Here is a 20,933-nt window from a genome sequence, read left to right as displayed (position 1 = left end):
GATAGATTACATTTGTTTCATGCAAATAGGAATTATCGGTTTAGGCGATATGGGCAAATTGTATGCACTGTCGTTTTTAAATGCAGGTTATAAAGTATGTGGGGCTGATATGCCTTTACGCTTTTCAGATTTAAAAAATGAGCTGGAGCCAAAAGGAATTGAGGTGTTGGTTGATGGACATGAGGTTGCCCGGAAATCAGATTTTATTATCTATTGTGTTGAAGCAGAGAAAATAGATGATGTGGTGGCTACTTTTGCCCGTTCGACAAAATTTGGAGCGATCGTATCCGGACAAACCTCGGTAAAACATCCGGAAATTGCCGCATTTGAGAAACATCTTCCAGAGGATACTCAAATTGTCACCTGCCATTCGTTGCATGGGCCGGCTTTTAGTCCTGAAGGGCAAACGTTGGTTGTGGTTCGTCACCGTGCTACAGATGAGGTATACGCCAGAGCACTTGAGGTTTACAAATCATTGAAATCGAATATCATCGAGATGGATGATTACCGGGAGCACGACCGCATTGTGGCTGATACGCAGGCCGTAACACACATGGGTTTTGAAAGCATGGGTTCGGCATGGAAAAATGCTGGTTTCTTCCCCTGGGATAATCCTGCTTATGCCGGTGGAATCGATAATGTAAAGATTTTAACCACATTGAGGATTTTCAGTTACAAATCTCACATCTATGCGGGTTTAGCAATTTTAAATCCTTATGCACAAAAGCAGGTAAAATATTATGCCCAGGCAGAATCAGAGCTGTACAAGTTGATGATCTGTGAAAATGAAACCGAATTTAGGGAAAAAATTTATGCTGCCCGCGATTTTGTGTTTCATGAAAGCAGAACACTTTTGCTTTTAGATGATAACATTATGAAAGAATTTAGTCTTTCTGATGCCGAACATAAACAGAAACCAAATTCTCATTTAAGTTTATTAAGCATGGTTTATGCCTGGTATAAAATGGGCGTAAATCCGTACGATAACTTGATTTGTCAAACACCACCTTTTAAATTGAGATTGGGTATTGCCGAATATCTCTTCAAAAATGAAGGAATGCTTGAGGAATCAATTCATACTGCTTTGTATGATAAATCCATCCGGGGCGATGATTTGGAGTTTCACACAGCAGTGCATGAATGGGCATCAATTATAGGTTACGGAGATCTGAAAGGTTACAAAGAACATTTTGAAGCCGCTAAGTCGTTTTTTGCTAACCGATTAAATGATGGCAGGGATTTAAGCGCCGAGATGATTAGAAGGTTAGGGAAGTAACGCGACCATGAAAGTGCTTTTGAATAAACCTGAATTAATTTTACAACTTCAAAATTTGTTAAAGGATATTGATTATTTATGTAGCGAATATGATGAAGGCAATACATTGATTACAAATGCTATAGCTGAAAAAATAGCATTGATCTTCTATTCAGAAGAGTCGAAATCAATAATAGCGCAACTAAAGTTAAGTCATTTTCAGCTTTTTTGTACTTCTGAGACTTATGATTTTAAAAGCCTTACTAATTTTATAGGTTTATTAACGCTTAAGCACCAGCCAGGCAAGGGGTGGGGATATTTTTCTAAATTAGATTATCCACTTTTAACAAAGGTAGCTCAAGAAAACTGGTGGAACAGTAAAAAAGTGATTGTCGATTCAAGCGGAACTGCCTATTCCAGAGCCAAAGTGGTTAAAGTATTGGCTGGAATATCTACGATCAATTTGGATACTTCGGGTTGGAAATTGAAGGATGCAGATGGTAATTTATCTACGATCAATCCGTTACCAGAAACGGTTAGGCAAATTGCTTATGAACTATTGGGAAGTTTTAAGGGTATCGATTTAGGTCAGGAGTCTAAACTACATTACAATAGAAAGTAATTACGCCTCTGGTTTGAAATGCCAATACTAAACGTTATCATGAATTTAATGATAAATTTTTAACTTTGTTATTATGACTACTTTAACTGTAAATATCAATAATAAAAAGACTGAAAAAGCCGTGAAAGCAGTTTTGGACGCCTTGGGTTTGAGTTACGCTGAAGATAAAAAAGGTAAAGTTACTCAGGAGCCATTGAATAAAGCTGAACAAGCGATGTACAATCGTCTTAAAAATTCATTTGAGCAAATCAAGTTGCATCAGGAAGGAAAGATTAAACTGAAGTCTATTGAAGAACTTTTGTCTGAATTAGAAGATGAAATTTGATGTTGTTCCAACCGAAGATTTTGGTAAAGAATTAAAACAGATTGCTAAAAAGCATCGTGGCATTCTTTCAGATGTAGCTAAATTATCAAATGAAATTAAAGAAAATCCGAACTTAGGTGTTCACCTTGGGCAAAATGTTTATAAAATTCGTTTAGCCATTTCTGGAACAAGTAAAGGAAAATCAGGAGGAGCGAGGGTAATTACCTATGTTTTAATCGACAACAAAACAGTATTTCTAGCTGAAATTTATTTAAAGAGCGAATACGATTCCGTTAATGCTGATAAGGTGATTCAAAAACTGAGGGAAGCAGGTGTAATTTAGAATCCTGTATTTCCTCAATCATGCTAAGTTAGCGTAATCAAAAATCTTTTTCCCCATATAATATATAGACTTTATTTTATTCGCTAAATCCTTCGTTTAGCCAAAATGTGTGCCTTATATTTGCCCGCATGTCGGTATTGCTTTTTACCATTATCGTTTTATTGGGTGCTTTTTTAGCAGGTTTATTAGGTTCGCTAACGGGTTTGGGGGGCGGTGTAATTATTATTCCGTTATTAACATTGGCACTTGGTGTCGATATTCATTATGCCATTGGTGCATCCATTGTTTCTGTAATTGCCACGTCGTCTGGCTCAGCAGCAGCTTATGTTAAAGAAGGCATCACCAACATTCGAATTGGTATGTTTCTGGAAATCGCTACAACGGTTGGTGCCATCTGTGGTGCAATTGTAGCAGTATATCTTAATGCAAACTACATTGCGATCATCTTTGGTTGTATCCTGATTTTTTCTGCAATCATGACTTTGAAGAAAAAAGTTGACCATACCACTCTGGATGATACTGATAAATGGGCGAAATTCTTCAAATTAAACAGTAGCTATCCTGATAAAGGTGTGGATCATCCTTATGCAGTAAAAAATGTTCCGGGGGGCTTTGTAATGATGCTTTTTGCAGGAACACTTTCTGGTTTGTTGGGAATTGGAAGCGGAGCGTTGAAAGTTATCGCAATGGATAATATCATGCGTTTGCCCTTTAAAGTATCTACAACTACCAGCAACTTTATGATGGGCGTTACGGCAGCAGCAAGTGCGGTGGTTTATCTGCACCGCGGGCAAATTGACCCGGGAATTGCCATGCCTGTTTGCATTGGTGTTTTAACAGGAGCCTCGGTTGGGGCAAAGGTTTTATTGCGCACCAAAACCGATAAGTTAAAAATTGTATTTGCCGTGGTGGTTACGTTTTTGGCATTGCAAATGATTTATAAAGGAATAAGCGGATTGTAATGGGCACAGCAAAAAAAGAAAATATTAACGATAAGGATATTCAGGTTGTACTGGGTACACTTTTACGTACGGGTGTAATTATTTCAATGAGTATTGTTTTAATCGGCGGTATAGTTTTCCTTATTCACAATAAAGGCGTTATTACTGATTATAAAGTTTTCAAACCCGAGCTTTCCAAGTTCTCATCTATTGCGGCAATTTTTAGAGGGCTGTCTACCTTTCACGGCGATGCCATTGTTCAGTTCGGCATCCTGATGCTGATATTTACCCCAATTGCCAGGATTGTATTCGCAATTTTTAGCTTTTTCCTGGAGCGAGATTACCTTTATGTATTGATTGGTTTTATCATCTTAGCGATCATAACCATCAGTTTAAATGGAGGATTGGCACATTAATCCAGTAATTAATCTTAAACTCCATCATATCAGCAATTTATTTGAAAAAATATTTTGCTAACTATTTGAAAATTAATAATTCTTATCTATCTTTGCCGTCCCTTTCGGGGGATTGTACAACCACCTTGAACGAAGCCCTACTGCTTCGATGGGTGTTAAAAAGAAAAGATAAAATGTCAGGAATTATTGGAAAAAAAGTAGGAATGACCAGTATCTTTGATGCCGAAGGAAGAAACATTCCTTGTACGGTAATCGAGGCTGGGCCTTGTGTAGTTACACAAGTAAAGACCGAAGAAGTAGATGGTTATTCATCAATCCAGTTGGGTTACGATGAGAAAAAAGAGAAAAACACAACTCAACCATTGAAAGGCCATTTCGCGAAAGCAAACACAACTCCGAAACGCAAACTTGTTGAATTCGATTCGTTTACTACTTCACTTAGCTTAGGTGATGTTGTAACCGTTGATGCATTCGCAGAAGGCGATTTTGTTGATGTTGTAGGTACCTCAAAAGGTAAAGGTTTTCAAGGTGTTGTAAAACGCCACGGATTTGCCGGTGTTGGTATGCAGACTCACGGTCAGCATAACCGTTTACGTGCCCCAGGTTCATTGGGAGCATCATCATTCCCTTCACGTGTATTCAAAGGAATGCGCATGGCAGGAAGAACAGGTGGAGACAGGGTAAAAATTCAGAACTTACAAGTTTTGAAAGTTTATGCTGAGCAAAACTTATTAGTAGTTAGTGGTTCCATTCCAGGAGCTAAAGGTTCTTACGTAATCTTAGACAAGTAATCAGATGGAAGTTAAAGTATTAAACATTTCAGGTAAAGAAACAGGTGCCAAGGTGCAACTTCCTGAATCGGTATTTGGTATCGAGCCTAACGACCACGCGATTTATTTAGATGTTAAACAGTATTTGGCTAACCAACGTCAAGGTACTCACAAATCTAAACAACGTAATGAGATTGCTGGTTCAACTCGTAAACTATACAAACAAAAAGGTACAGGTGGTGCCCGTGCTGGTAGCATTAAATCTCCGTTATTTAACGGTGGTGGTCGTGTTTTCGGTCCTCAACCACGTGATTATAGCTTTAAATTGAACAAGAAATTAAAATCATTAGCACGTAAATCTGCTTTAGCTTATAAAGCGAAAGATAACAGCGTGGTAGTTTTAGAAGATTTCAACTTCGATACAGCTAAAACTAAAAACTATACAAGTTTATTGGCTGCGTTAAACGTAGGTACTCAAAAAACTTTATTGGTTTTACCTGCACAAAATAATAATATCTATTTATCAAGCAGAAACGTTCAGAAAACTAAAGTAATCTCAGCAGCAGATTTAAATACTTATGATGTATTAAACGCTGGTGTGCTTGTGTTAACTGCAGATTCTGTTAAAACTTTGGAGGAGGCATTTGCCAAGTAATATGGAAATTTTAAAAAAACCAATATTAACCGAAAAAGCTTCAGCTTTAACTGAGAAATCTAACCGTTTCACATTCGCTGTTAGCCACAAGGCTAACAAAATCCAAATCAAAGCTGCTATTGAGAAATTGTACGGTGTAACCATCGTTGCAGTTAACACAATGGTTGTTGATGGAAAAGCGAAGTCTCGTTACACTAAAGCAGGTTTTGTTTCTGGCCGTAGCCCGAAATTCAAAAAAGCAATCGTAACGTTAAAAGACGGCGAAACAATAGATTATTACGCAACTCTTTAATTTAATAATTAATTATAACTATGGGCTTAAGAAAATTTAAACCAGTTACTCCAGGTACCCGCTTCAGAGTTGGTGCTAGTTTTACGGAGATTACAGCAACCAAGCCCGAAAAATCATTGGTTGTATCATCAAAAAAGTCTGGTGGACGTAACAACACAGGTAAAATGACTATGCGCTACATGGGTGGTGGTCATAAAAAATCATATCGTTTAATCGATTTCAAACGCGATAAATTCGATATTCCTGCTACAGTTGCAACTGTAGAATACGATCCAAACCGTACTGCCCGCATCGCATTATTACATTATGCAGATGGCGAGAAGCGTTATATCATTGCTCCGGAAGGTTTGCAAGTAGGTTCGGTAATCTTATCGGGCGATACTGCAGCACCAGAAGTAGGTAACACTTTAAAATTATCGAACATTCCATTAGGTTCTATCATCCACAACGTGGAGATTCACCCTGGAAAAGGAGCACAATTGGCTCGTAGTGCAGGTGCTTACGCACAATTAGCTGCCCGCGATGGTAAATATGCTACTTTAAAAATGCCTTCAGGCGAAACCCGTTTAATCTTGACTACTTGTCTTGCTACCATCGGTGCAGTATCTAACTCAGATCACGCAAACGAAGTATTAGGTAAAGCTGGTCGTAAACGTTGGTTGGGCCGTCGTCCGAGAACTAGACCGGTAGCGATGAACCCAGTAGATCACCCAATGGGTGGTGGTGAAGGTAGATCATCAGGTGGTCACCCACGTTCAAGAAATGGTGTTTTAGCTAAAGGCTTTAAAACCAGAGAACTTAAAAAATATTCTAATCGTTACATCATAGAGAGAAGGAAGAAATAATGGCTCGTTCGATAAAAAAAGGACCTTATATTGACCATAACGTAGAGAAAAAAGTAAACTCTATGAATGATTCAGGCAAAAAGTCTGTAATCAAAACTTGGTCTCGCAGATCAATGATATCACCAGATTTCGTGAATCATACATTTGCTGTACACAACGGAAATAAATTTATCCCTGTGTACGTTACAGAAAACATGGTTGGTCACAAGTTGGGAGAATTTGCTCCAACCAGAACATTCAGAGGACACGCTGAAAAGAAAAAATAATTAGACAATGGAAGCAATAGCAAAATTAAACAATTGTCCAACCTCACCGCGTAAGATGCGTTTGGTTGTAGATCTTATCAGAGGTGAACGTGTAGAAAAAGCATTAAGTGTTTTAAAGTTTACCAATAAAGAAGCAGCAATAAGAGTTGAGAAATTATTATTATCTGCAATCAACAACTGGGAAGCTAAAAATGGCAAAACTTCTGATGGAAGCGAGTTATTTGTTAAAACAATTATGGTAGATGGTGGCCGTCAACTTAAACGTTTACGTCCGGCACCTCAAGGTCGTGGATATAGAATTCGCAAGCGTTCAAACCACGTTACACTGATTGTAGATAGTAAAAGTACAGAAACAACTCAAAACTAATTTTAGGAAATGGGACAAAAAGCAAATCCAATAGGTAACAGGTTAGGTATCATCAAAGGATGGGATTCTAACTGGTTCGGTGGCAACAACTACTCCGATAAATTAGTTGAAGATGAGAAAATAAGAAAATACCTTTCTGCTCGTATCGCTAAAGGTGGTGTTGCTAAAGTTGTTATCGAGCGTACGTTAAAACGTATCACGGTAACCATCCACACAGCTCGCCCAGGTATCGTAATCGGTAAAGCAGGTGCTGAGGTTGATAAAATTAAAGAAGAGTTAAAGAAATTAACTAAAAAGGAAATTCAAATTAACATCTTCGAAATTAAACGCCCAGAACTTGATGCACAATTAGTTGCAGAAGGTGTTGCAAAACAATTAGAAGCAAGGATCTCATTCCGTAGAGCAATGAAATCTTCTATCGCATCAACAATGCGTATGGGTGCTGAAGGTATCAAAATCATGACTTCTGGTCGTTTAGGTGGTGCTGAGATGGCACGTACTGAGCAGTACAAAGAAGGAAGAGTGCCTTTGCATACATTCCGTGCTGATATTGATTATGCTTTAGCTGAAGCTTTAACCACTTATGGTAAAATCGGCGTTAAAGTATGGATCTGTAAAGGTGAGGTTTATGGAAAACGTGATTTGTCTCCAAACATTGGTTCAACAAACAACGGTCCAAAAGGCGCATCAGATAAACCAGCATTCGGTGGAAGAGATAACCGTGGCGGAAACGATAGACGTGGTGGTAACGACAGACGTGGTGGAAACCAAGGTGGTGGTCGTGGCCCAGGTCAAGGTGGCCCAGGTGCAAATAGAGGTGGTGGCGCAGGCGCTAACAGAGGTCCTCGTAAATAATTGATTTATTAACATCGTTTAACGATTAGAACAAAATAAAATGTTACAGCCAAAAAGAACGAAGTTCAGGAAGATGCAAAAAGGCAGAATGAAGGGTTTAGCTTCTCGTGGAGCTGAATTAGCATTCGGATCTTTCGGTATCAAATCTTTAGAAGCAACTTGGATTACAAGTCGCCAGATAGAGGCTGCCCGTATCGCCGTAACACGTTTCATGAAACGTGAAGGTCAAGTATGGATCAGAATTTTCCCGGACAAACCAGTAACTAAAAAACCTGCTGAGGTACGTATGGGTAAAGGTAAAGGTGCTCCTGAATATTGGGTAGCAGTTGTAAGACCTGGACGCGTAATTTTCGAAGCTGAAGGTGTGCCTTTAGAAGTAGCTAAAGAAGCATTGCGTTTAGCAGCTCAGAAATTACCAATCCAAACCAAGTTCGTAGTACGTAGAGATTACGTAGAAGCATAGTAAAGTGTTGAGGTGAATGTTGTAAATACTTGTTTATTATAACCGCTACACTCAACGTAAAAGAAAAAGAAAAATGAAAAATTCAGAAATCACAGGGCTTTCAAAAGAAGAATTAGTAGCTAAGATTGCGGAAGAAAAAGAGAACTTATCAAAATTAAAGTTCGCACACACTATTTCAGCTATCGAAAATCCTTCGCGTATTGCAAAAGTAAGGAAAGACATAGCCCGTTTAAACACTGCGTTGACTCAAGTAAAAAACACTGAGTCAGCTACTGAAACTAAATAATTTGAGAGTCGACATGGAAAGACAATTAAGAAAAACAAGAACGGGGTTAGTGGTAAGCAACAAGATGGATAAATCTGTTGTAGTGAGCGTGGAACGTAAAGTGAAACACCCGATTTATGGTAAGTTCGTTAAGAAAACTACCAAATTTATGGCTCACGACGAGAAAAACGAATGCGGTATCGGTGATACCGTATTAATTATGGAAACTCGTCCATTGAGTAAAAACAAGAACTGGAGATTGGTACAAATTTTAGAAAGAGCTAAATAAGATGGTACAACAGGAATCGAGATTAAACGTTGCTGATAACAGCGGCGCAAAAGAAGTATTGGTAATTCGCGTGCTAGGTGGAACCGGCAAACGTTATGCTTCAATTGGTGATAAGGTAGTTGTTACCGTAAAAAGCGCATTACCGTCAGGTAATATTAAAAAAGGTACAGTTTCTAAAGCAGTTGTTGTAAGAACTAAAAAAGAAATCCGTCGTAAAGATGGTTCTTATATCCGTTTTGACGATAATGCTGCTGTATTATTGAACGCACAGGATGAGCCAAGAGGTACACGTATCTTTGGCCCGGTTGCGAGAGAACTACGTGAAAAACAATTCATGAAAATTGTATCATTAGCACCGGAGGTATTATAAAATGGGAAACAAAGTAAATACACCATCAAAACTTAAAATCCGCACAGGAGATTTAGTTAAAGTAATTGCTGGCGATTCAAAAGGTCAACAAGGAAAAGTACTTTCAGTACAAATAGATAAAAACAGAGCCATTGTAGAAGGCGTTAACTTAGTGTCTAAACACACTAAACCAAATGCTGCAAATCCGAACGGTGGTATTATTAAAAAAGAAGCTGCTCTTCACATTTCTAACTTGATGTTGGTTGATCCAAAATCTGGTAAAACTACCCGCGTTGGTCGTAAACTAAACGCTGATGGTAAAATCGTTAGAGTTGCTAAAATTTCAGGGGAGGAAATTAAATAATGGCTACACCTAGATTAAAAAGCAAATACAAAGAAGAAGTTGTAAATGCATTAAAAGAGAAATTTCAGTACAAAACTGTAATGCAGGTTCCTAAATTGGAAAAAATCTGTATCAATCAGGGTGTGGGTCGTTTTTCTGTTACTGATAAAAAGATTATGGATACCACTATCGTTGAGTTGACTACCATTACTGGTCAGCAAGCGGTTCCGGCTAACTCTAAGAAAGATATCTCTAACTTTAAATTACGTAAAGGTATGCCAGTAGGTGTACGCGTAACATTACGTGATAACAATATGTACGAGTTCTTAGATCGTTTGATCTCTGTAGCTTTGCCTCGTATTCGTGATTTCAAAGGTATTAACGATAAAGGTTTTGATGGTAAAGGAAATTACACTTTAGGTGTAACGGAACAAATCATCTTCCCAGAGATTAATATAGATAAAATCAATAAAATTTTAGGGATGGATATAACTTTCGTAACTTCGGCAAAATCTGACGTTGAGGCGCTTGAGTTATTGAAACAATTCGGATTACCATTTAAAAATCAAAAAACAGCAGAATAATGGCAAAAGAAGGTGTAAAAGCACGCGAAGTTAAGCGCCAAAAATTGGTGGCTAGATACGCTGAAAAACGTGCAGCATTAAAAGCTGCAGGAGATTTCGAGGGTTTAGATAAATTACCTAAAAACTCATCTCCGGTACGTTTACACAACCGTTGTAAATTAACTGGTCGTCCTCGTGGATATATGCGTACCTTTGGTATTTCAAGGGTAACATTCCGCCAGATGGCACTAGACGGTAAAATACCAGGTGTTAAAAAAGCATCTTGGTAATATAGCTTAGAGCTGAAAGCTTAAAGTCTAAAGCGAATAAACCCGCTTTAGGCTTTAGTCTTTTTGCTTTTCGCTTAAAAAAAGAATTTTAACCGATAGCAGGTCCCACAGCTGGGTAGCAGAAGGAAACCACTATCAAAAACAATAAATAATGAATACAGATCCAATAGCAGATTATTTAACAAGAGTAAGGAATGCCATTAAGGCCAACCACCGTGTTGTAGAAATTCCTGCATCAAACCTTAAAAAAGAAATTACTAAAGTTCTTTTCGACAAAGGTTACATCGCGAACTATAAGTTTGAAGATACTACAGTTCAAGGCACTATCAAAATCGCTTTGAAATATAATCCAATTACTAAAGTTCCTGCTATTCGTACATTAGTGCGAGTAAGTAAACCAGGTTTGAGAAACTACGCTGGTGTTGAAAATATGCCAAGAGTATTAAACGGTTTAGGTATCGCAATCTTATCTACTTCTAAAGGTGTAATGACTGATAAAGAAGCAGCCAAATTAAACATTGGTGGTGAGGTATTGTGTCACGTTTATTAATATTAGGAGAACAGCACAATGTCAAGAATAGGAAAAGCCCCAATTACAATCCCTGCAGGTGTTACGATCACGGTATCAAATGATAACGTTGTTACCGTAAAAGGCCCTAAAGGTGAATTAACACAAGCAGTAGATTCAGATATCACTGTAAGTCAAGAAGATGGAATTTTAACAGTTCAACGTCCATCAGAACAAAAGAAACACAAAGCATTACACGGTTTATATCGCTCATTGCTTAACAACATGGTTGTTGGTGTTACAGAAGGTTATAAATTAACTCAAGAATTAGTAGGTGTTGGTTACCGTGCTACAAATCAAGGTAATACATTAGATCTAGTTTTAGGTTATTCTCACCACTATGTATTCCAATTACCAGAAGAGATTAAAGTAACTACATCTTCAGAAAAAGGTCAGACTCCTAAAATCATTTTAGAAAGTATTGACAAACAATTGATCGGTCAGGTAGCAGCGAAAATCCGTTCGTTACGTGCACCAGAGCCATACAAAGGTAAAGGTATCAAGTTTGTAGGTGAAGTGTTAAGAAGAAAAGCAGGTAAATCAGCATCTAAAAAATAGTAATCATGGCAGGTAAAAAATTATCAAGAAGAGATCGTATTAAAAAAGGGATCAGAAAAAGACTTACCGGTTCGGAAGAGCGTCCAAGGTTATCTGTATATAGAAGCAATAAAGGGATTTATGCGCAGGTAATTAACGATGTAACTGGTACAACAATAGCTTCAGCATCATCTTTATCAAAAGATTTTTCTGGAACAGGTAATAAAAGCGATCAATCAATTGCAGTAGGCAAATTAGTAGCTGAAAAAGCAATTGCAGCTGGTGTTAAAGAAGTTGTTTTCGATAGAAATGGCTATTTATACCACGGTCGTGTAAAATCGTTAGCAGAAGGTGCTCGCGAAGCTGGTTTAGTATTTTAATCTGAAGAAAAAGTAAGATGTCAACTATCAATATAAAAAGAGTTAAAACCACCGATATCGAATTAAAGGATCGTTTGGTTAGTATACAACGTGTTGCCAAAGTAACCAAAGGTGGTCGTACTTTCAGCTTCTCAGCAATTGTTGTTGTTGGAGATGAAAACGGTGTTGTTGGTTTCGGTTTAGGTAAAGCGAAAGAGGTAACTGAAGCAATCGCTAAGGGTGTGGATGATGCTAAAAAGAATTTGGTAAAAGTTCCAATTTTAAACGGTACTGTTCCTCACGAGCAAATCGGTAAATTTTCAGGTGGTTTTGTTTTAATTAAACCAGCTGCAGTAGGTACTGGAGTAATTGCTGGTGGTGCGATGCGTGCTGTATTAGAGAGTGCTGGCGTTCATAACGTATTGGCAAAATCTAAAGGTTCATCAAACCCACACAACGTGGTAAAAGCAACTGTTGATGCATTAACTAAAATGCGTGATGCTTATACAGTAGCTCAAACTCGTGGTATCGATTTAAACAAAGTATTTAACGGATAATATCATGGCTAAGATCAAAATAACACAAGTAAAAAGCGTTATCGACAGAAGCGAGCGCCAAAAAAGAACCGTTCAAGCTTTAGGTTTATCTAAAATGAATCAAAGTGTTGAGGTAGAAGCTACACCGCAAATTATCGGTATGGTTCGCAAAGTGAATCACTTAGTAGCTATCGAAGCAATATAATAAAATTATCAAATGAATGAGTTTTGAGTGAGTGAATGTGCATATTGCAAAACATTCAATCATTCAAAATTCAACCATTATTTATTTACCGTTGTACCTGTTTAGTGAAAGCGAAGGGCAACACAAATTCAAAAAAATGAATTTAAGTAATTTAAAACCTGCAGTAGGTTCTACAAAAAACAACAAAAGAATAGGTCGTGGTACAGGTTCTGGTCGTGGCGGTACTTCAACTCGTGGTCACAAAGGTGCGGGTTCTCGTTCAGGTCACTCCACTAAAATCGGTTTTGAAGGTGGTCAAATGCCTTTACAACGTCGTGTGCCTAAAGTTGGTTTCAAACCAATTAACCGTACAGAATATGTTGGCGTAAACTTAGATGTATTACAAACTTTAGCTGAGAAACACAGCCTAACAACTATCGATTTCGCTGCTTTACAAGCACATGGTTTAGCTTCAAAAAACGACTTAGTTAAAATTTTAGGTCGTGGTGAAGTTAAAATAAAATTAGAAGTTACTGCACATGCATTCTCTGCAACTGCGCAAAAAGCTATCGAAGCTGCAGGCGGTTCAATTGTAAAATTGTAATTATTAAATGAAGAAGCTATTTACTACTTTAAGTAATATCTGGAAAATTCAAGAATTAAAAGAGCGTATATTGTTTACGCTCTTAATTCTTTTGGTATACCGTTTCGTATCTCACGTGGTTTTACCAGGTGTAGATCCAACTGCTTTAGGCACTAACGAAAAATCAGGACTTTTAGGCATATTAGATATGTTTGCCGGAGGCTCTTTCTCTCGTGTGTCTATTTTAGCATTAGGGGTAATGCCTTATATCTCTGCATCAATTGTGGTGCAACTATTGGGTATTGCTGTTCCTTCTTTTCAAAAAATGCAAAAAGAGGGCGAAAGTGGTAGAAAGAAAATGAACCAGATCACTCGTTATCTAACGGTAGCGATTACAATCGTTCAATCTGTAGGTTACGTTAAAACGCAAGTTCCGGCAGAAGCTATTTTATTACCGAATACTTTATTTTTAGTGTTATCTACGTTTGTATTAACAGCAGGTACATTATTTGTAATGTGGTTAGGTGAAAAAATTACTGATAAAGGTATTGGTAACGGTACATCACTAATCATTATGGTTGGTATTATTGCCCGTTTGCCAATTGCAATTTCTCAAGAGTTTAGTGCACGTGTGGGTTCTGCCAGTGAAGGTGGAGGTCCGGTTGCTTTGGTTTTAGAGATTGTTGCACTTTTTGCTGTAGTAATGTTTACCATTTTAATTGTTCAAGGTGTACGTAAAGTGCCTGTACAATACGCTAAAAAAATTGTTGGTAACCGCCAGTTTGGTGGTGTTCGTCAGTACATTCCGTTAAAGGTTAATGCTGCTGGTGTAATGCCAATCATCTTTGCTCAGGCATTGATGTTTATTCCTGGTGCTTTAACGCAATTTGTTCCTTCATTACAAGGTTCATGGTTAATTCAGTTCAGCAATACAACTTCATTGGCTTATAGCTTAACATTTGCGTTTTTAATTATCGCCTTTACTTTCTTCTACACTGCTATTACAGTGAATCCAACTCAAATGAGTGATGATATGAAGAAAAATGGTGGTTTTATTCCAGGTGTTAAACCAGGTTTTGCTACATCAACTTTTATTGATGATGTGATTTCTAAAATCACTTTTCCAGGTGCGGTATTTTTAGCGATCATTGCTATTTTACCTTCTATTGCTGTTAAGTTTGGTATTAAACAAGAATTTGCTCATTTCTTTGGTGGTACTTCGTTGCTTATCTTGGTGGGTGTGGTGTTAGATACTTTACAGCAAATTGAAAGTTATTTATTAATGCGTCATTACGATGGATTAATGAAAACAGGTAGAGTTACGGGTAGAACGGGAGTTCCTGCCGCAAGTAGCAACGCGGCGTTGTAATAAAAAACTATTAGATTTTGAATGATAGAATGAGTGAAAGCTTGGTAAAGTGTTTTACTCATTCATAATTCACTCATTCAAAACGATAAATGAATGTCTAAAATTTATTACAAATCTCTTGAAGAGATTGAGTTAATAAGAGAAAGTTCCATGCTTGTTTCTAAAACTTTAGCTGAAGTAGCCAAGGTTATTAAAGCAGGCATGAATACTTTAGCCCTAGACAAGCTAGCTTATGAGTTTATTAATGACAATGGAGCGATTCCTGCATTTTTAAACTACAACGGTTTTCCAAATTCTTTATGCATTTCGCCTAATGAGCAAGTTGTTCATGGTTTTCCGAGCGATTACATTATACAAGAAGGCGATTTAATTTCAGTAGACTGTGGCGTAATTAAAAACAATTATTTTGGCGATTCGGCTTATACTTTCTCTATTGGAGAGGTTGATGCTGAGAAGCAGAAGCTGGTTGAGGTTACTAAACAGTGTTTGGAGTTAGGCATTGAGAAAGCTGTAGTTGGTATGCGTACTGGAGATATTGGCTTTGCCGTTCAACAATATGCAGAGGCAAATGGATTTGGTGTAGTAAGAGAATTAGTAGGACATGGTGTTGGCGTGAAACTTCACGAAAAACCAGAAGTTCCGAATTATGGAAAGCGTGGAGCAGGACCGAAACTTGAAGAGGGTATGGTGATTGCAATAGAACCCATGATTAATGCCGGCGTTGCAGGTGTAAAATTTCATAAAGACGGATGGACGGTGACCAGTAAAGACAACAAGCCATCAGCTCATTTTGAACACACAGTAGCAATTAGAAAGGGAAAAGCAGATGTTCTATCTACGTTTTCGATGATAGAAAAAGTTTTACAACAAAAAAAATAAATAATTAAAATTTTTTATTTAATTTTGCAACCCTGTTTAGAAGCAGCTAATTAAGTAACAATCAATAAAATATGGCTAAACAAGCCTCAATTGAACAAGACGGAGTAATAAGAGAAGCATTATCGAATGCGATGTTCCGAGTAGAACTTGAGAACGGACATGAGATTATTGCTCACATTTCAGGAAAGATGCGGATGCACTACATCAAAATTCTACCTGGTGACAAAGTAAAACTAGAGATGTCTCCTTATGATTTAACAAAGGGACGCATCACTTATAGATACAAATAAAATGAAAGTTAGATCATCAATTAAAAAACGTAGCGCTGATTGCAAGATTATTCGCCGTAAAGGTAAACTTTACGTTATCAACAAGAAAAATCCGAAATACAAGCAACGTCAAGGGTAATTAGAAAATATTGTAATGTACCGTACAACGGTGGCCCGCCGTTCGGAATTACTTAAAAAGATAAATAAATATGGCAAGGATTTCAGGTATTGATTTACCAAGAAACAAAAGAGGAGAGATTGGTTTAACTTATATCTATGGTATTGGTAGAACTACTGCACAACGTATTTTAACTACTGCAGGTATCGATCTTAACAAAAAAGTACAAGACTGGTCTGATGATGAGTTATCAGCTATCCGTACAATGATCAACGATGAGATTAAAGTAGAAGGTGCTTTAAGATCAGAGGTTCAGTTAAACATCAAACGTTTAATGGATATTGGTTGTTACCGTGGTTTACGTCACAGAAAAGGTTTACCTTCTCGTGGTCAGCGTACTAAAAACAACTCACGTACTCGTAAGGGTAAGAGAAAAACAGTTGCTAACAAGAAAAAAGCTACTAAGTAATAGATAGATGTGAGATGTGAGATTTAAGATGTGAGCACCACATCTTTAAAATCCGCTCTAAATCTGGAATAAAAGAGAAAAAAATTAGGATACTGGGTATCGGGGTAGAGAAAGTCTCATATCTCAAGTCTCATATCTAAAATTTAAAAGATAAAATGGCTAAGAGTAAAAAAGTAACAAAAAAACGTATCGTTGTAATTGAGCCTGTTGGTCAGGCACATATCAATGCTACTTTCAACAACATCATCGTTACGTTAACCAACAACAACGGACAGACTATTTCGTGGTCTTCTGCCGGTAAAATGGGCTTTAAAGGTTCTAAAAAGAACACTCCATATGCAGCTGGTCAAGCAGCTTCAGATTGCGGTAAAGTTGCATTTGATTTAGGTTTACGTAAAGTTGAAGTGTTTGTAAAAGGTCCGGGTTCAGGTCGTGAATCTGCAATCAGAACTTTACAAGTAGCAGGTATTGAAGTAACATCTATTAAAGATATTACTCCACTTCCTCACAACGGATGTCGTCCTCCTAAAAAGAGAAGAGTTTAATTAATTTTAAAGCTAAGAATCTTCAGTTACAGGCTGAATGATACTTTAAAAACAGAAAAAAATGGCAAGATATACAGGCCCAAAATCAAAAATCGCCCGTAAATTCAGAGAACCAATCTTCGGTCCTGATAAGGTGTTAGACAGAAAAAATTATCCTCCTGGCCAACATGGCGTTTCAAAAAGAAGAGGAAAACAATCTGAGTATGCTATCCAGTTAATGGAGAAACAAAAAGTAAAATATACTTATGGTGTATTAGAAAAGCAGTTCAGTAACTTGTTTAAAAAAGCATCTTCACGTGCAGGTATCACAGGTGATAACTTACTTCAATTATTAGAAGCACGTTTAGATAACACAGTTTACCGTTTAGGTATTGCAACAACCCGTTCTGGTGCACGCCAGTTAGTTAGCCATAAACACGTAACCGTGAATGGTGAAGTTGTAAATATCCCTTCATATCAGTTAAAGGCTGGTGATGTAGTTGCGGTTCGTGAAAAGTCGAAATCTTTAGAATCAATTAGTAACTCAGTTGCAGGCAGAACCATTAACAAGTTCGCATGGTTAGAGTGGAATGCTAGTGAATTAACTGGTAAATTCTTAACTTACCCACAACGTGATGAGATTCCTGAAAACATTAAGGAAAACTTAATCATCGAGTTATACTCAAAGTAATAAATAAGATAGTTAATTACCTCGAAAGGGTAATTAACTTTTTTCTTGTTACTATATATTCAATAACGAATTTAAAAAAATATAAATGGCAATTTTAGCATTTCAGAAACCTGACAAAGTGATCATGCAGAAATCTACAGATTTCGATGGCACATTTGAATTTCGTCCTTTAGAGCCCGGTTTCGGTGTAACAATTGGTAATGCCTTAAGAAGAATTTTACTTTCTTCGTTAGAAGGTTATGCTATTACTACTATTCGTTTTTCAGGCGTTTCGCATGAGTTTTCTACCATGAAAGGTGTTGTAGAAGATTTAACTGATATCATCTTAAACTTAAAACAAGTTCGTTTTAAGAAAACAGGTGATTCTGGTGATGCTGAAAAAGTTTTCATCATTGTTAATGGTCAAGATCAATTCAAGGCTGGTGATATCACTAAATTCTCTAACAACTTTACAGTATTAAACCCTGAGCATGTAATTTGCAACATGGATAAATCTGTTACTTTAGAAGTGGAATTAACCATCAATAAAGGACGTGGTTATGTACCTGCTGAAGAAAATAAAGTTGCTGATGCTGTTGTAGGTGTTATCGCGATCGATTCGATCTACACACCAATGAAAAACGTAAAATACACAATCGAAAACTTCCGTGTTGAACAAAAAACGGATTATGAGAAATTGGTATTAGATATTTCAACTGACGGTTCAATCCATCCAGAAGAAGCATTAAAAGAGGCGGCTAAGATTCTTATCCAACACTTTATGTTATTCTCTGATGAGAACCTGGTATTAGAATCTCAGGCAAAAGAAGAAACTAAAGAAGTTGACGAGGAAATTTTACACATGCGCAAAATCCTTAAAACTGAATTAGTCGATATGGATCTTTCAGTTAGGGCATTAAACTGCTTAAAAGCTGCTGATATCCGTACTTTGGCTGATTTAGTTTCTTACGATGTTGCTGACATGTTAAAATTCAGAAACTTCGGTAAAAAATCTTTAACAGAGATTCAAGAACTTGTAAAATCAAAAGGTTTATCATTTGGTATGAACCTGTCTAAATTTAAATTAGACGAAGAATAAATAGAAGTTATAGGTTATAGGTGTTACGTAGTACGTAGAACTTAAAACTTATCACTTTTAAAATAATTAGATTTTCACTGTGTATAATTCCCTCTGAGACAGAGACGGTATACACTTAATTAAAAAACAATGAGACACGGTAAAAAAGTTAATCACTTAGGCAGAACCGACAGCCACAGAAAAGCGATGTTAGCTAACATGGCTACTTCACTTATTAAGCACAAAAGAATCTCTACAACTTTAGCTAAAGCTAAAGCTTTACGTACCTATGTTGAGCCACTTATCACTAAATCAAAGAATGATACTACTCACTCACGTCGTACAGTTTTCTCTTACTTACAAGATAAAGAGGTAGTAACTATTTTGTTCCGCGAAGTTGCTGAGAAAGTTGCTAATCGTCCAGGTGGTTACACTCGTATCATTAAATTAAATAACCGTGCCGGTGATAACGCTGAAATGGCTTTAATTGAATTGGTAGATTATAACGAAGTTTACGGTAAAGATGTAGAAGCTAAAGAAGGGAAGAAAACAACTCGTCGTGGTAGAAGTAAAGCTGCTGCTCCTAAAGCTGCTGAAGCGAAAGCTGAAACTGCTGAAGAAGCTGCTCCAGAAACGACTACTGAAGAAGCTCCAGCTACTGAAGCACCAAAAGGAGAATAATTTATTCCACTTTAAAATTTTAAAAGTCCTGTTCGAAAGAGCAGGACTTTTTTTGTTTATATTGGTTTTTTATTGAACCATCCAACATGAAAAAATCATTTGCGATTATTATCCTATTTTTTTATTTTTTTTCTTGTGCAGCGCAACAGAAAGTTATCTCCATTGCTGATCACTTCATTTCTATCCCTGGAAGAAAATTAGAAATTAATACTGACGGATTTCCAAAACAGATTCAATCTGATTATCATCTACAAAATGCTGATGGTAAGGCAATAAATTTGCTCTATGAGCCCATCCATTTTCACTATTATAGCACACCTAAAGCTCAAATCAAATTAAATGTTTCTGATTTTAAAATTATTTCAGTATCAGATAATCACATCATTTGGAATGCAATAAGTGCTTCAACTGATTTAGAACAAAAAATTACAGGTCAGATGTTGGATAACGGACTCGTTAAGTATAAAATTAGCGTTAAGGCCTTAAAAGATGTTTTGCTTCACAGTATCAATTTTCACATTCCTTTTGAAAAATCAGCATCGAAATACCTTGCTGGTTTAAATGAAAAAGCTGGTTTACGAGCAGATACAGTAAAGTGGACTTGGGGTAATGGCAACAAAAAGCTGCCGGAGGTTTGGATTGGAACCGAACAGCTAGGACTTTATTTGAGCTTGAGTGCACAAAACATGTTCGGTACTGCTGGCATTATGAACGGCTGGGTAAATGATGGCAATGGAAAATTACAAATCAATATTAAAGGTAGTTCTATGCTAGCTGAATTTACCACTGGAAATATTAACTTAAAACAAGGAGATGAATTGGTTTTCGACTTTAATTTGGTCATCTCTGAAGCAGCAGATGCAAATAAAGGGGTTAATCCGGCTAAAGAACTTAAAGCCAGCAATAAGCTTGTGGCCAAAGCAAAGTAGCATGTTCGAAGAACGAATTTTAAATTTCATTCTTCGAACGATAAGTTATCAAACTTTTACATTTTCCATTCCATATTGTTTCAATACATCGTCTGGAACGCCTGTCCACTGATTTGGCGCATTACCGGCATAGCCAATATCTTTTACACCGATTTCGGTTGTGTAAAAGCCAGAAGCGGTTAAATTTCGCATTCTATTAAAGAAGGTTACACCCGCCTGAACTTCAGGCTTCGCTTTTTTAGGATAGGCGATTTCATCGATGATCGAAATCTGTTGATCTGAAGAGGCATCGATAAAAGACTTACTAAACTTGTTGAAGCAATAAACATCTAGCCATTTTAAACCACCTCTCATAGGTACCTTGTGTTCTGGAATATCTTTTACAATAAATTCGATAAACTCTGGCACTTTAGCATCTGATGCACTTCCAGAGACATCGTCTTTCGGGATGATAATATCTGCCAAAACCGTGATGGTAGCCATCTCGTGCTTAGTAAAATAGGTTTCTGCTTTTAATTTTTTATCACGGTCAATTTCCCACTGTTCTCGTCCGGCTTCTTTACTAGTTTCATCTGGAGTTGTGGCAACTTCTGTTTTGGTATCGGGTTGTTTGCAAGCCTCTAACAATACAGCGGTACTCACTGCAGTTAAGCCAATTGCTTTTAGGGAATCACGTCTGTTCATATT

At 37.2% G+C, this 20,933-nt stretch carries 37 protein-coding genes; 36 read left to right on the top strand and 1 reads right to left on the bottom strand.

All coding sequences use genetic code 11. The annotated features are described in order from the left end of the window. Positions 1-19 precede the first annotated feature (19 nt). The 36 genes from R2Q70_RS00375 (at position 20) to R2Q70_RS00200 (ending at position 20,246) form a co-directional block, all read left to right on the top strand. Positions 20-1,276, top strand: a complete 1,257-nt coding sequence (locus tag R2Q70_RS00375; RefSeq protein WP_316805716.1) for a prephenate dehydrogenase — start codon at positions 20-22, stop codon at positions 1,274-1,276. Positions 1,277-1,283: 7 nt separating this feature from the next. Further along, complete coding sequence (locus tag R2Q70_RS00370; protein WP_316805715.1) at positions 1,284-1,877, top strand: hypothetical protein; 594 nt, start codon at positions 1,284-1,286, stop codon at positions 1,875-1,877. 73 nt (positions 1,878-1,950) lie between these two features. Continuing rightward, a complete protein-coding gene (locus R2Q70_RS00365; RefSeq protein ID WP_316805714.1) occupies positions 1,951-2,202 on the top strand; it encodes a hypothetical protein in 252 nt (83 codons plus the stop codon). Then, on the top strand, positions 2,192-2,524 hold the full coding sequence (locus R2Q70_RS00360) for a type II toxin-antitoxin system RelE/ParE family toxin (protein WP_316805713.1): 333 nt from the start codon (positions 2,192-2,194) through the stop codon (positions 2,522-2,524). The genes R2Q70_RS00365 and R2Q70_RS00360 overlap by 11 nt, the downstream gene beginning before the upstream one ends. A 128-nt stretch (positions 2,525-2,652) precedes the next feature. Further along, positions 2,653-3,486 (top strand): sulfite exporter TauE/SafE family protein, encoded by an 834-nt coding sequence (locus tag R2Q70_RS00355; protein ID WP_124911044.1) that lies wholly within the window; start codon positions 2,653-2,655, stop codon positions 3,484-3,486. Continuing rightward, positions 3,486-3,881: a DUF1634 domain-containing protein gene (locus tag R2Q70_RS00350; RefSeq protein ID WP_316805712.1), complete on the top strand. Its 396-nt coding sequence runs from the start codon at positions 3,486-3,488 to the stop codon at positions 3,879-3,881. Before R2Q70_RS00355 ends, R2Q70_RS00350 begins: the two co-directional genes overlap by 1 nt. Before the next feature lie 173 nt (positions 3,882-4,054). Further along, the gene (gene rplC, locus R2Q70_RS00345; RefSeq protein WP_010599910.1) at positions 4,055-4,672 is read left to right on the top strand and encodes a 50S ribosomal protein L3; all 618 of its coding nucleotides are present in this window, start codon (positions 4,055-4,057) and stop codon (positions 4,670-4,672) included. Between the two features lie 4 nt (positions 4,673-4,676). Beyond that, entirely contained in the window at positions 4,677-5,306 is a 630-nt protein-coding gene (gene rplD, locus R2Q70_RS00340; protein ID WP_010599909.1) for a 50S ribosomal protein L4, read from the top strand. Position 5,307: 1 nt separating this feature from the next. Continuing rightward, positions 5,308-5,598 carry a 50S ribosomal protein L23 gene (gene rplW / locus R2Q70_RS00335; protein ID WP_010599908.1) on the top strand — a complete coding sequence of 97 codons (291 nt, stop codon included), beginning with the start codon at positions 5,308-5,310 and terminating at the stop codon, positions 5,596-5,598. A 20-nt stretch (positions 5,599-5,618) separates the two neighbouring features. Then, positions 5,619-6,443: a 50S ribosomal protein L2 gene (gene rplB, locus R2Q70_RS00330; protein WP_010599907.1), complete on the top strand. Its 825-nt coding sequence runs from the start codon at positions 5,619-5,621 to the stop codon at positions 6,441-6,443. Beyond that, positions 6,443-6,709, top strand: a complete 267-nt coding sequence (gene rpsS, locus R2Q70_RS00325; RefSeq protein WP_010599906.1) for a 30S ribosomal protein S19 — start codon at positions 6,443-6,445, stop codon at positions 6,707-6,709. Before rplB ends, rpsS begins: the two co-directional genes overlap by 1 nt. A 7-nt stretch (positions 6,710-6,716) precedes the next feature. After that, positions 6,717-7,076, top strand: a complete 360-nt coding sequence (gene rplV, locus R2Q70_RS00320) for a 50S ribosomal protein L22 (RefSeq protein WP_056848529.1) — start codon at positions 6,717-6,719, stop codon at positions 7,074-7,076. Between the two features lie 9 nt (positions 7,077-7,085). Beyond that, complete coding sequence (gene rpsC, locus R2Q70_RS00315; protein WP_010599904.1) at positions 7,086-7,931, top strand: 30S ribosomal protein S3; 846 nt, start codon at positions 7,086-7,088, stop codon at positions 7,929-7,931. A 40-nt stretch (positions 7,932-7,971) separates the two neighbouring features. Then, the gene (gene rplP, locus R2Q70_RS00310) at positions 7,972-8,394 is read left to right on the top strand and encodes a 50S ribosomal protein L16 (RefSeq protein WP_010599903.1); all 423 of its coding nucleotides are present in this window, start codon (positions 7,972-7,974) and stop codon (positions 8,392-8,394) included. Between the two features lie 73 nt (positions 8,395-8,467). Next, positions 8,468-8,680: a 50S ribosomal protein L29 gene (gene rpmC, locus R2Q70_RS00305; protein ID WP_010599902.1), complete on the top strand. Its 213-nt coding sequence runs from the start codon at positions 8,468-8,470 to the stop codon at positions 8,678-8,680. A gap of 13 nt (positions 8,681-8,693) precedes the next feature. Beyond that, positions 8,694-8,948 carry a 30S ribosomal protein S17 gene (gene rpsQ, locus R2Q70_RS00300; RefSeq protein WP_010599901.1) on the top strand — a complete coding sequence of 85 codons (255 nt, stop codon included), beginning with the start codon at positions 8,694-8,696 and terminating at the stop codon, positions 8,946-8,948. Between the two features lies 1 nt (position 8,949). Then, the gene (rplN, locus tag R2Q70_RS00295) at positions 8,950-9,318 is read left to right on the top strand and encodes a 50S ribosomal protein L14 (protein ID WP_010599900.1); all 369 of its coding nucleotides are present in this window, start codon (positions 8,950-8,952) and stop codon (positions 9,316-9,318) included. Position 9,319: 1 nt separating this feature from the next. Further along, the gene (rplX, locus tag R2Q70_RS00290; protein ID WP_116169305.1) at positions 9,320-9,661 is read left to right on the top strand and encodes a 50S ribosomal protein L24; all 342 of its coding nucleotides are present in this window, start codon (positions 9,320-9,322) and stop codon (positions 9,659-9,661) included. Continuing rightward, positions 9,658-10,224: a 50S ribosomal protein L5 gene (gene rplE / locus R2Q70_RS00285; RefSeq protein WP_086547740.1), complete on the top strand. Its 567-nt coding sequence runs from the start codon at positions 9,658-9,660 to the stop codon at positions 10,222-10,224. Before rplX ends, rplE begins: the two co-directional genes overlap by 4 nt. Beyond that, entirely contained in the window at positions 10,224-10,493 is a 270-nt protein-coding gene (gene rpsN, locus R2Q70_RS00280) for a 30S ribosomal protein S14 (RefSeq protein WP_010599897.1), read from the top strand. Before rplE ends, rpsN begins: the two co-directional genes overlap by 1 nt. Before the next feature lie 148 nt (positions 10,494-10,641). Then, on the top strand, positions 10,642-11,043 hold the full coding sequence (gene rpsH / locus R2Q70_RS00275) for a 30S ribosomal protein S8 (protein WP_231427289.1): 402 nt from the start codon (positions 10,642-10,644) through the stop codon (positions 11,041-11,043). 18 nt (positions 11,044-11,061) lie between these two features. Then, complete coding sequence (gene rplF / locus R2Q70_RS00270) at positions 11,062-11,619, top strand: 50S ribosomal protein L6 (protein ID WP_010599895.1); 558 nt, start codon at positions 11,062-11,064, stop codon at positions 11,617-11,619. Between the two features lie 5 nt (positions 11,620-11,624). After that, positions 11,625-11,978 carry a 50S ribosomal protein L18 gene (gene rplR / locus R2Q70_RS00265; protein WP_316805711.1) on the top strand — a complete coding sequence of 118 codons (354 nt, stop codon included), beginning with the start codon at positions 11,625-11,627 and terminating at the stop codon, positions 11,976-11,978. 17 nt (positions 11,979-11,995) lie between these two features. Then, a complete protein-coding gene (gene rpsE / locus R2Q70_RS00260) occupies positions 11,996-12,514 on the top strand; it encodes a 30S ribosomal protein S5 (RefSeq protein ID WP_010599893.1) in 519 nt (172 codons plus the stop codon). Positions 12,515-12,518: 4 nt separating this feature from the next. Beyond that, on the top strand, positions 12,519-12,698 hold the full coding sequence (gene rpmD, locus R2Q70_RS00255; RefSeq protein ID WP_010599892.1) for a 50S ribosomal protein L30: 180 nt from the start codon (positions 12,519-12,521) through the stop codon (positions 12,696-12,698). 136 nt (positions 12,699-12,834) lie between these two features. After that, positions 12,835-13,281: a 50S ribosomal protein L15 gene (rplO, locus tag R2Q70_RS00250; protein ID WP_316805710.1), complete on the top strand. Its 447-nt coding sequence runs from the start codon at positions 12,835-12,837 to the stop codon at positions 13,279-13,281. 7 nt (positions 13,282-13,288) lie between these two features. After that, the gene (gene secY / locus R2Q70_RS00245; RefSeq protein WP_010599890.1) at positions 13,289-14,629 is read left to right on the top strand and encodes a preprotein translocase subunit SecY; all 1,341 of its coding nucleotides are present in this window, start codon (positions 13,289-13,291) and stop codon (positions 14,627-14,629) included. Positions 14,630-14,722: 93 nt separating this feature from the next. Further along, positions 14,723-15,508, top strand: coding sequence for a type I methionyl aminopeptidase (map, locus tag R2Q70_RS00240; protein WP_316805709.1), 786 nt, complete (start codon positions 14,723-14,725; stop codon positions 15,506-15,508). A 71-nt stretch (positions 15,509-15,579) separates the two neighbouring features. Then, the gene (gene infA / locus R2Q70_RS00235) at positions 15,580-15,798 is read left to right on the top strand and encodes a translation initiation factor IF-1 (RefSeq protein ID WP_010599888.1); all 219 of its coding nucleotides are present in this window, start codon (positions 15,580-15,582) and stop codon (positions 15,796-15,798) included. Position 15,799: 1 nt separating this feature from the next. Next, complete coding sequence (gene rpmJ / locus R2Q70_RS00230; RefSeq protein ID WP_010599887.1) at positions 15,800-15,916, top strand: 50S ribosomal protein L36; 117 nt, start codon at positions 15,800-15,802, stop codon at positions 15,914-15,916. A 70-nt stretch (positions 15,917-15,986) separates the two neighbouring features. Next, the gene (gene rpsM / locus R2Q70_RS00225) at positions 15,987-16,364 is read left to right on the top strand and encodes a 30S ribosomal protein S13 (protein ID WP_010599886.1); all 378 of its coding nucleotides are present in this window, start codon (positions 15,987-15,989) and stop codon (positions 16,362-16,364) included. 155 nt (positions 16,365-16,519) lie between these two features. Beyond that, positions 16,520-16,909: a 30S ribosomal protein S11 gene (gene rpsK / locus R2Q70_RS00220; RefSeq protein ID WP_010599885.1), complete on the top strand. Its 390-nt coding sequence runs from the start codon at positions 16,520-16,522 to the stop codon at positions 16,907-16,909. Positions 16,910-16,970: 61 nt separating this feature from the next. Beyond that, entirely contained in the window at positions 16,971-17,579 is a 609-nt protein-coding gene (gene rpsD / locus R2Q70_RS00215; RefSeq protein ID WP_010599884.1) for a 30S ribosomal protein S4, read from the top strand. A gap of 85 nt (positions 17,580-17,664) precedes the next feature. Further along, positions 17,665-18,657, top strand: coding sequence for a DNA-directed RNA polymerase subunit alpha (locus R2Q70_RS00210; RefSeq protein ID WP_056848536.1), 993 nt, complete (start codon positions 17,665-17,667; stop codon positions 18,655-18,657). Positions 18,658-18,786: 129 nt separating this feature from the next. Then, entirely contained in the window at positions 18,787-19,317 is a 531-nt protein-coding gene (rplQ, locus tag R2Q70_RS00205; RefSeq protein ID WP_316805708.1) for a 50S ribosomal protein L17, read from the top strand. Between the two features lie 86 nt (positions 19,318-19,403). Then, complete coding sequence (locus R2Q70_RS00200) at positions 19,404-20,246, top strand: glycoside hydrolase domain-containing protein (protein WP_316805707.1); 843 nt, start codon at positions 19,404-19,406, stop codon at positions 20,244-20,246. Between the two features lie 48 nt (positions 20,247-20,294). Here the strand turns inward: R2Q70_RS00200 and R2Q70_RS00195 are convergent, their stop codons facing one another. Beyond that, entirely contained in the window at positions 20,295-20,930 is a 636-nt protein-coding gene (locus R2Q70_RS00195; RefSeq protein WP_316805706.1) for a gluconate 2-dehydrogenase subunit 3 family protein, read from the bottom strand. Positions 20,931-20,933 lie beyond the last annotated feature (3 nt).

The sequence above is a fragment of the Pedobacter agri genome (assembly GCF_032678665.1).
Classification (GTDB): domain Bacteria; phylum Bacteroidota; class Bacteroidia; order Sphingobacteriales; family Sphingobacteriaceae; genus Pedobacter; species Pedobacter agri_A.
This window is presented reverse-complemented; position numbering and strand designations above follow the sequence as displayed.

Excerpts from the sequence above, each read along its gene's own strand:
- R2Q70_RS00375 (WP_316805716.1), top strand. The coding sequence starts at position 20 with ATGCAAATAGGAATTATCGGTTTAGGCGATATGGGCAAATTGTATGCA.
- R2Q70_RS00370 (WP_316805715.1), top strand. The coding sequence starts at position 1,284 with ATGAAAGTGCTTTTGAATAAACCTGAATTAATTTTACAACTTCAAAAT.
- R2Q70_RS00365 (WP_316805714.1), top strand. The coding sequence starts at position 1,951 with ATGACTACTTTAACTGTAAATATCAATAATAAAAAGACTGAAAAAGCC.
- R2Q70_RS00360 (WP_316805713.1), top strand. The coding sequence starts at position 2,192 with ATGAAATTTGATGTTGTTCCAACCGAAGATTTTGGTAAAGAATTAAAA.
- R2Q70_RS00355 (WP_124911044.1), top strand. The coding sequence starts at position 2,653 with ATGTCGGTATTGCTTTTTACCATTATCGTTTTATTGGGTGCTTTTTTA.
- R2Q70_RS00350 (WP_316805712.1), top strand. The coding sequence starts at position 3,486 with ATGGGCACAGCAAAAAAAGAAAATATTAACGATAAGGATATTCAGGTT.
- rplC (WP_010599910.1), top strand. The coding sequence starts at position 4,055 with ATGTCAGGAATTATTGGAAAAAAAGTAGGAATGACCAGTATCTTTGAT.
- rplD (WP_010599909.1), top strand. The coding sequence starts at position 4,677 with ATGGAAGTTAAAGTATTAAACATTTCAGGTAAAGAAACAGGTGCCAAG.
- rplW (WP_010599908.1), top strand. The coding sequence starts at position 5,308 with ATGGAAATTTTAAAAAAACCAATATTAACCGAAAAAGCTTCAGCTTTA.
- rplB (WP_010599907.1), top strand. The coding sequence starts at position 5,619 with ATGGGCTTAAGAAAATTTAAACCAGTTACTCCAGGTACCCGCTTCAGA.
- rpsS (WP_010599906.1), top strand. The coding sequence starts at position 6,443 with ATGGCTCGTTCGATAAAAAAAGGACCTTATATTGACCATAACGTAGAG.
- rplV (WP_056848529.1), top strand. The coding sequence starts at position 6,717 with ATGGAAGCAATAGCAAAATTAAACAATTGTCCAACCTCACCGCGTAAG.
- rpsC (WP_010599904.1), top strand. The coding sequence starts at position 7,086 with ATGGGACAAAAAGCAAATCCAATAGGTAACAGGTTAGGTATCATCAAA.
- rplP (WP_010599903.1), top strand. The coding sequence starts at position 7,972 with ATGTTACAGCCAAAAAGAACGAAGTTCAGGAAGATGCAAAAAGGCAGA.
- rpmC (WP_010599902.1), top strand. The coding sequence starts at position 8,468 with ATGAAAAATTCAGAAATCACAGGGCTTTCAAAAGAAGAATTAGTAGCT.
- rpsQ (WP_010599901.1), top strand. The coding sequence starts at position 8,694 with ATGGAAAGACAATTAAGAAAAACAAGAACGGGGTTAGTGGTAAGCAAC.
- rplN (WP_010599900.1), top strand. The coding sequence starts at position 8,950 with ATGGTACAACAGGAATCGAGATTAAACGTTGCTGATAACAGCGGCGCA.
- rplX (WP_116169305.1), top strand. The coding sequence starts at position 9,320 with ATGGGAAACAAAGTAAATACACCATCAAAACTTAAAATCCGCACAGGA.
- rpsN (WP_010599897.1), top strand. The coding sequence starts at position 10,224 with ATGGCAAAAGAAGGTGTAAAAGCACGCGAAGTTAAGCGCCAAAAATTG.
- rplF (WP_010599895.1), top strand. The coding sequence starts at position 11,062 with ATGTCAAGAATAGGAAAAGCCCCAATTACAATCCCTGCAGGTGTTACG.
- rplR (WP_316805711.1), top strand. The coding sequence starts at position 11,625 with ATGGCAGGTAAAAAATTATCAAGAAGAGATCGTATTAAAAAAGGGATC.
- rpsE (WP_010599893.1), top strand. The coding sequence starts at position 11,996 with ATGTCAACTATCAATATAAAAAGAGTTAAAACCACCGATATCGAATTA.
- rpmD (WP_010599892.1), top strand. The coding sequence starts at position 12,519 with ATGGCTAAGATCAAAATAACACAAGTAAAAAGCGTTATCGACAGAAGC.
- rplO (WP_316805710.1), top strand. The coding sequence starts at position 12,835 with ATGAATTTAAGTAATTTAAAACCTGCAGTAGGTTCTACAAAAAACAAC.
- secY (WP_010599890.1), top strand. The coding sequence starts at position 13,289 with ATGAAGAAGCTATTTACTACTTTAAGTAATATCTGGAAAATTCAAGAA.
- map (WP_316805709.1), top strand. The coding sequence starts at position 14,723 with ATGTCTAAAATTTATTACAAATCTCTTGAAGAGATTGAGTTAATAAGA.
- infA (WP_010599888.1), top strand. The coding sequence starts at position 15,580 with ATGGCTAAACAAGCCTCAATTGAACAAGACGGAGTAATAAGAGAAGCA.
- rpmJ (WP_010599887.1), top strand. The coding sequence starts at position 15,800 with ATGAAAGTTAGATCATCAATTAAAAAACGTAGCGCTGATTGCAAGATT.
- rpsM (WP_010599886.1), top strand. The coding sequence starts at position 15,987 with ATGGCAAGGATTTCAGGTATTGATTTACCAAGAAACAAAAGAGGAGAG.
- rpsK (WP_010599885.1), top strand. The coding sequence starts at position 16,520 with ATGGCTAAGAGTAAAAAAGTAACAAAAAAACGTATCGTTGTAATTGAG.
- rpsD (WP_010599884.1), top strand. The coding sequence starts at position 16,971 with ATGGCAAGATATACAGGCCCAAAATCAAAAATCGCCCGTAAATTCAGA.
- R2Q70_RS00210 (WP_056848536.1), top strand. The coding sequence starts at position 17,665 with ATGGCAATTTTAGCATTTCAGAAACCTGACAAAGTGATCATGCAGAAA.
- rplQ (WP_316805708.1), top strand. The coding sequence starts at position 18,787 with ATGAGACACGGTAAAAAAGTTAATCACTTAGGCAGAACCGACAGCCAC.
- R2Q70_RS00200 (WP_316805707.1), top strand. The coding sequence starts at position 19,404 with ATGAAAAAATCATTTGCGATTATTATCCTATTTTTTTATTTTTTTTCT.
- R2Q70_RS00195 (WP_316805706.1), bottom strand. The coding sequence starts at position 20,930 with ATGAACAGACGTGATTCCCTAAAAGCAATTGGCTTAACTGCAGTGAGT.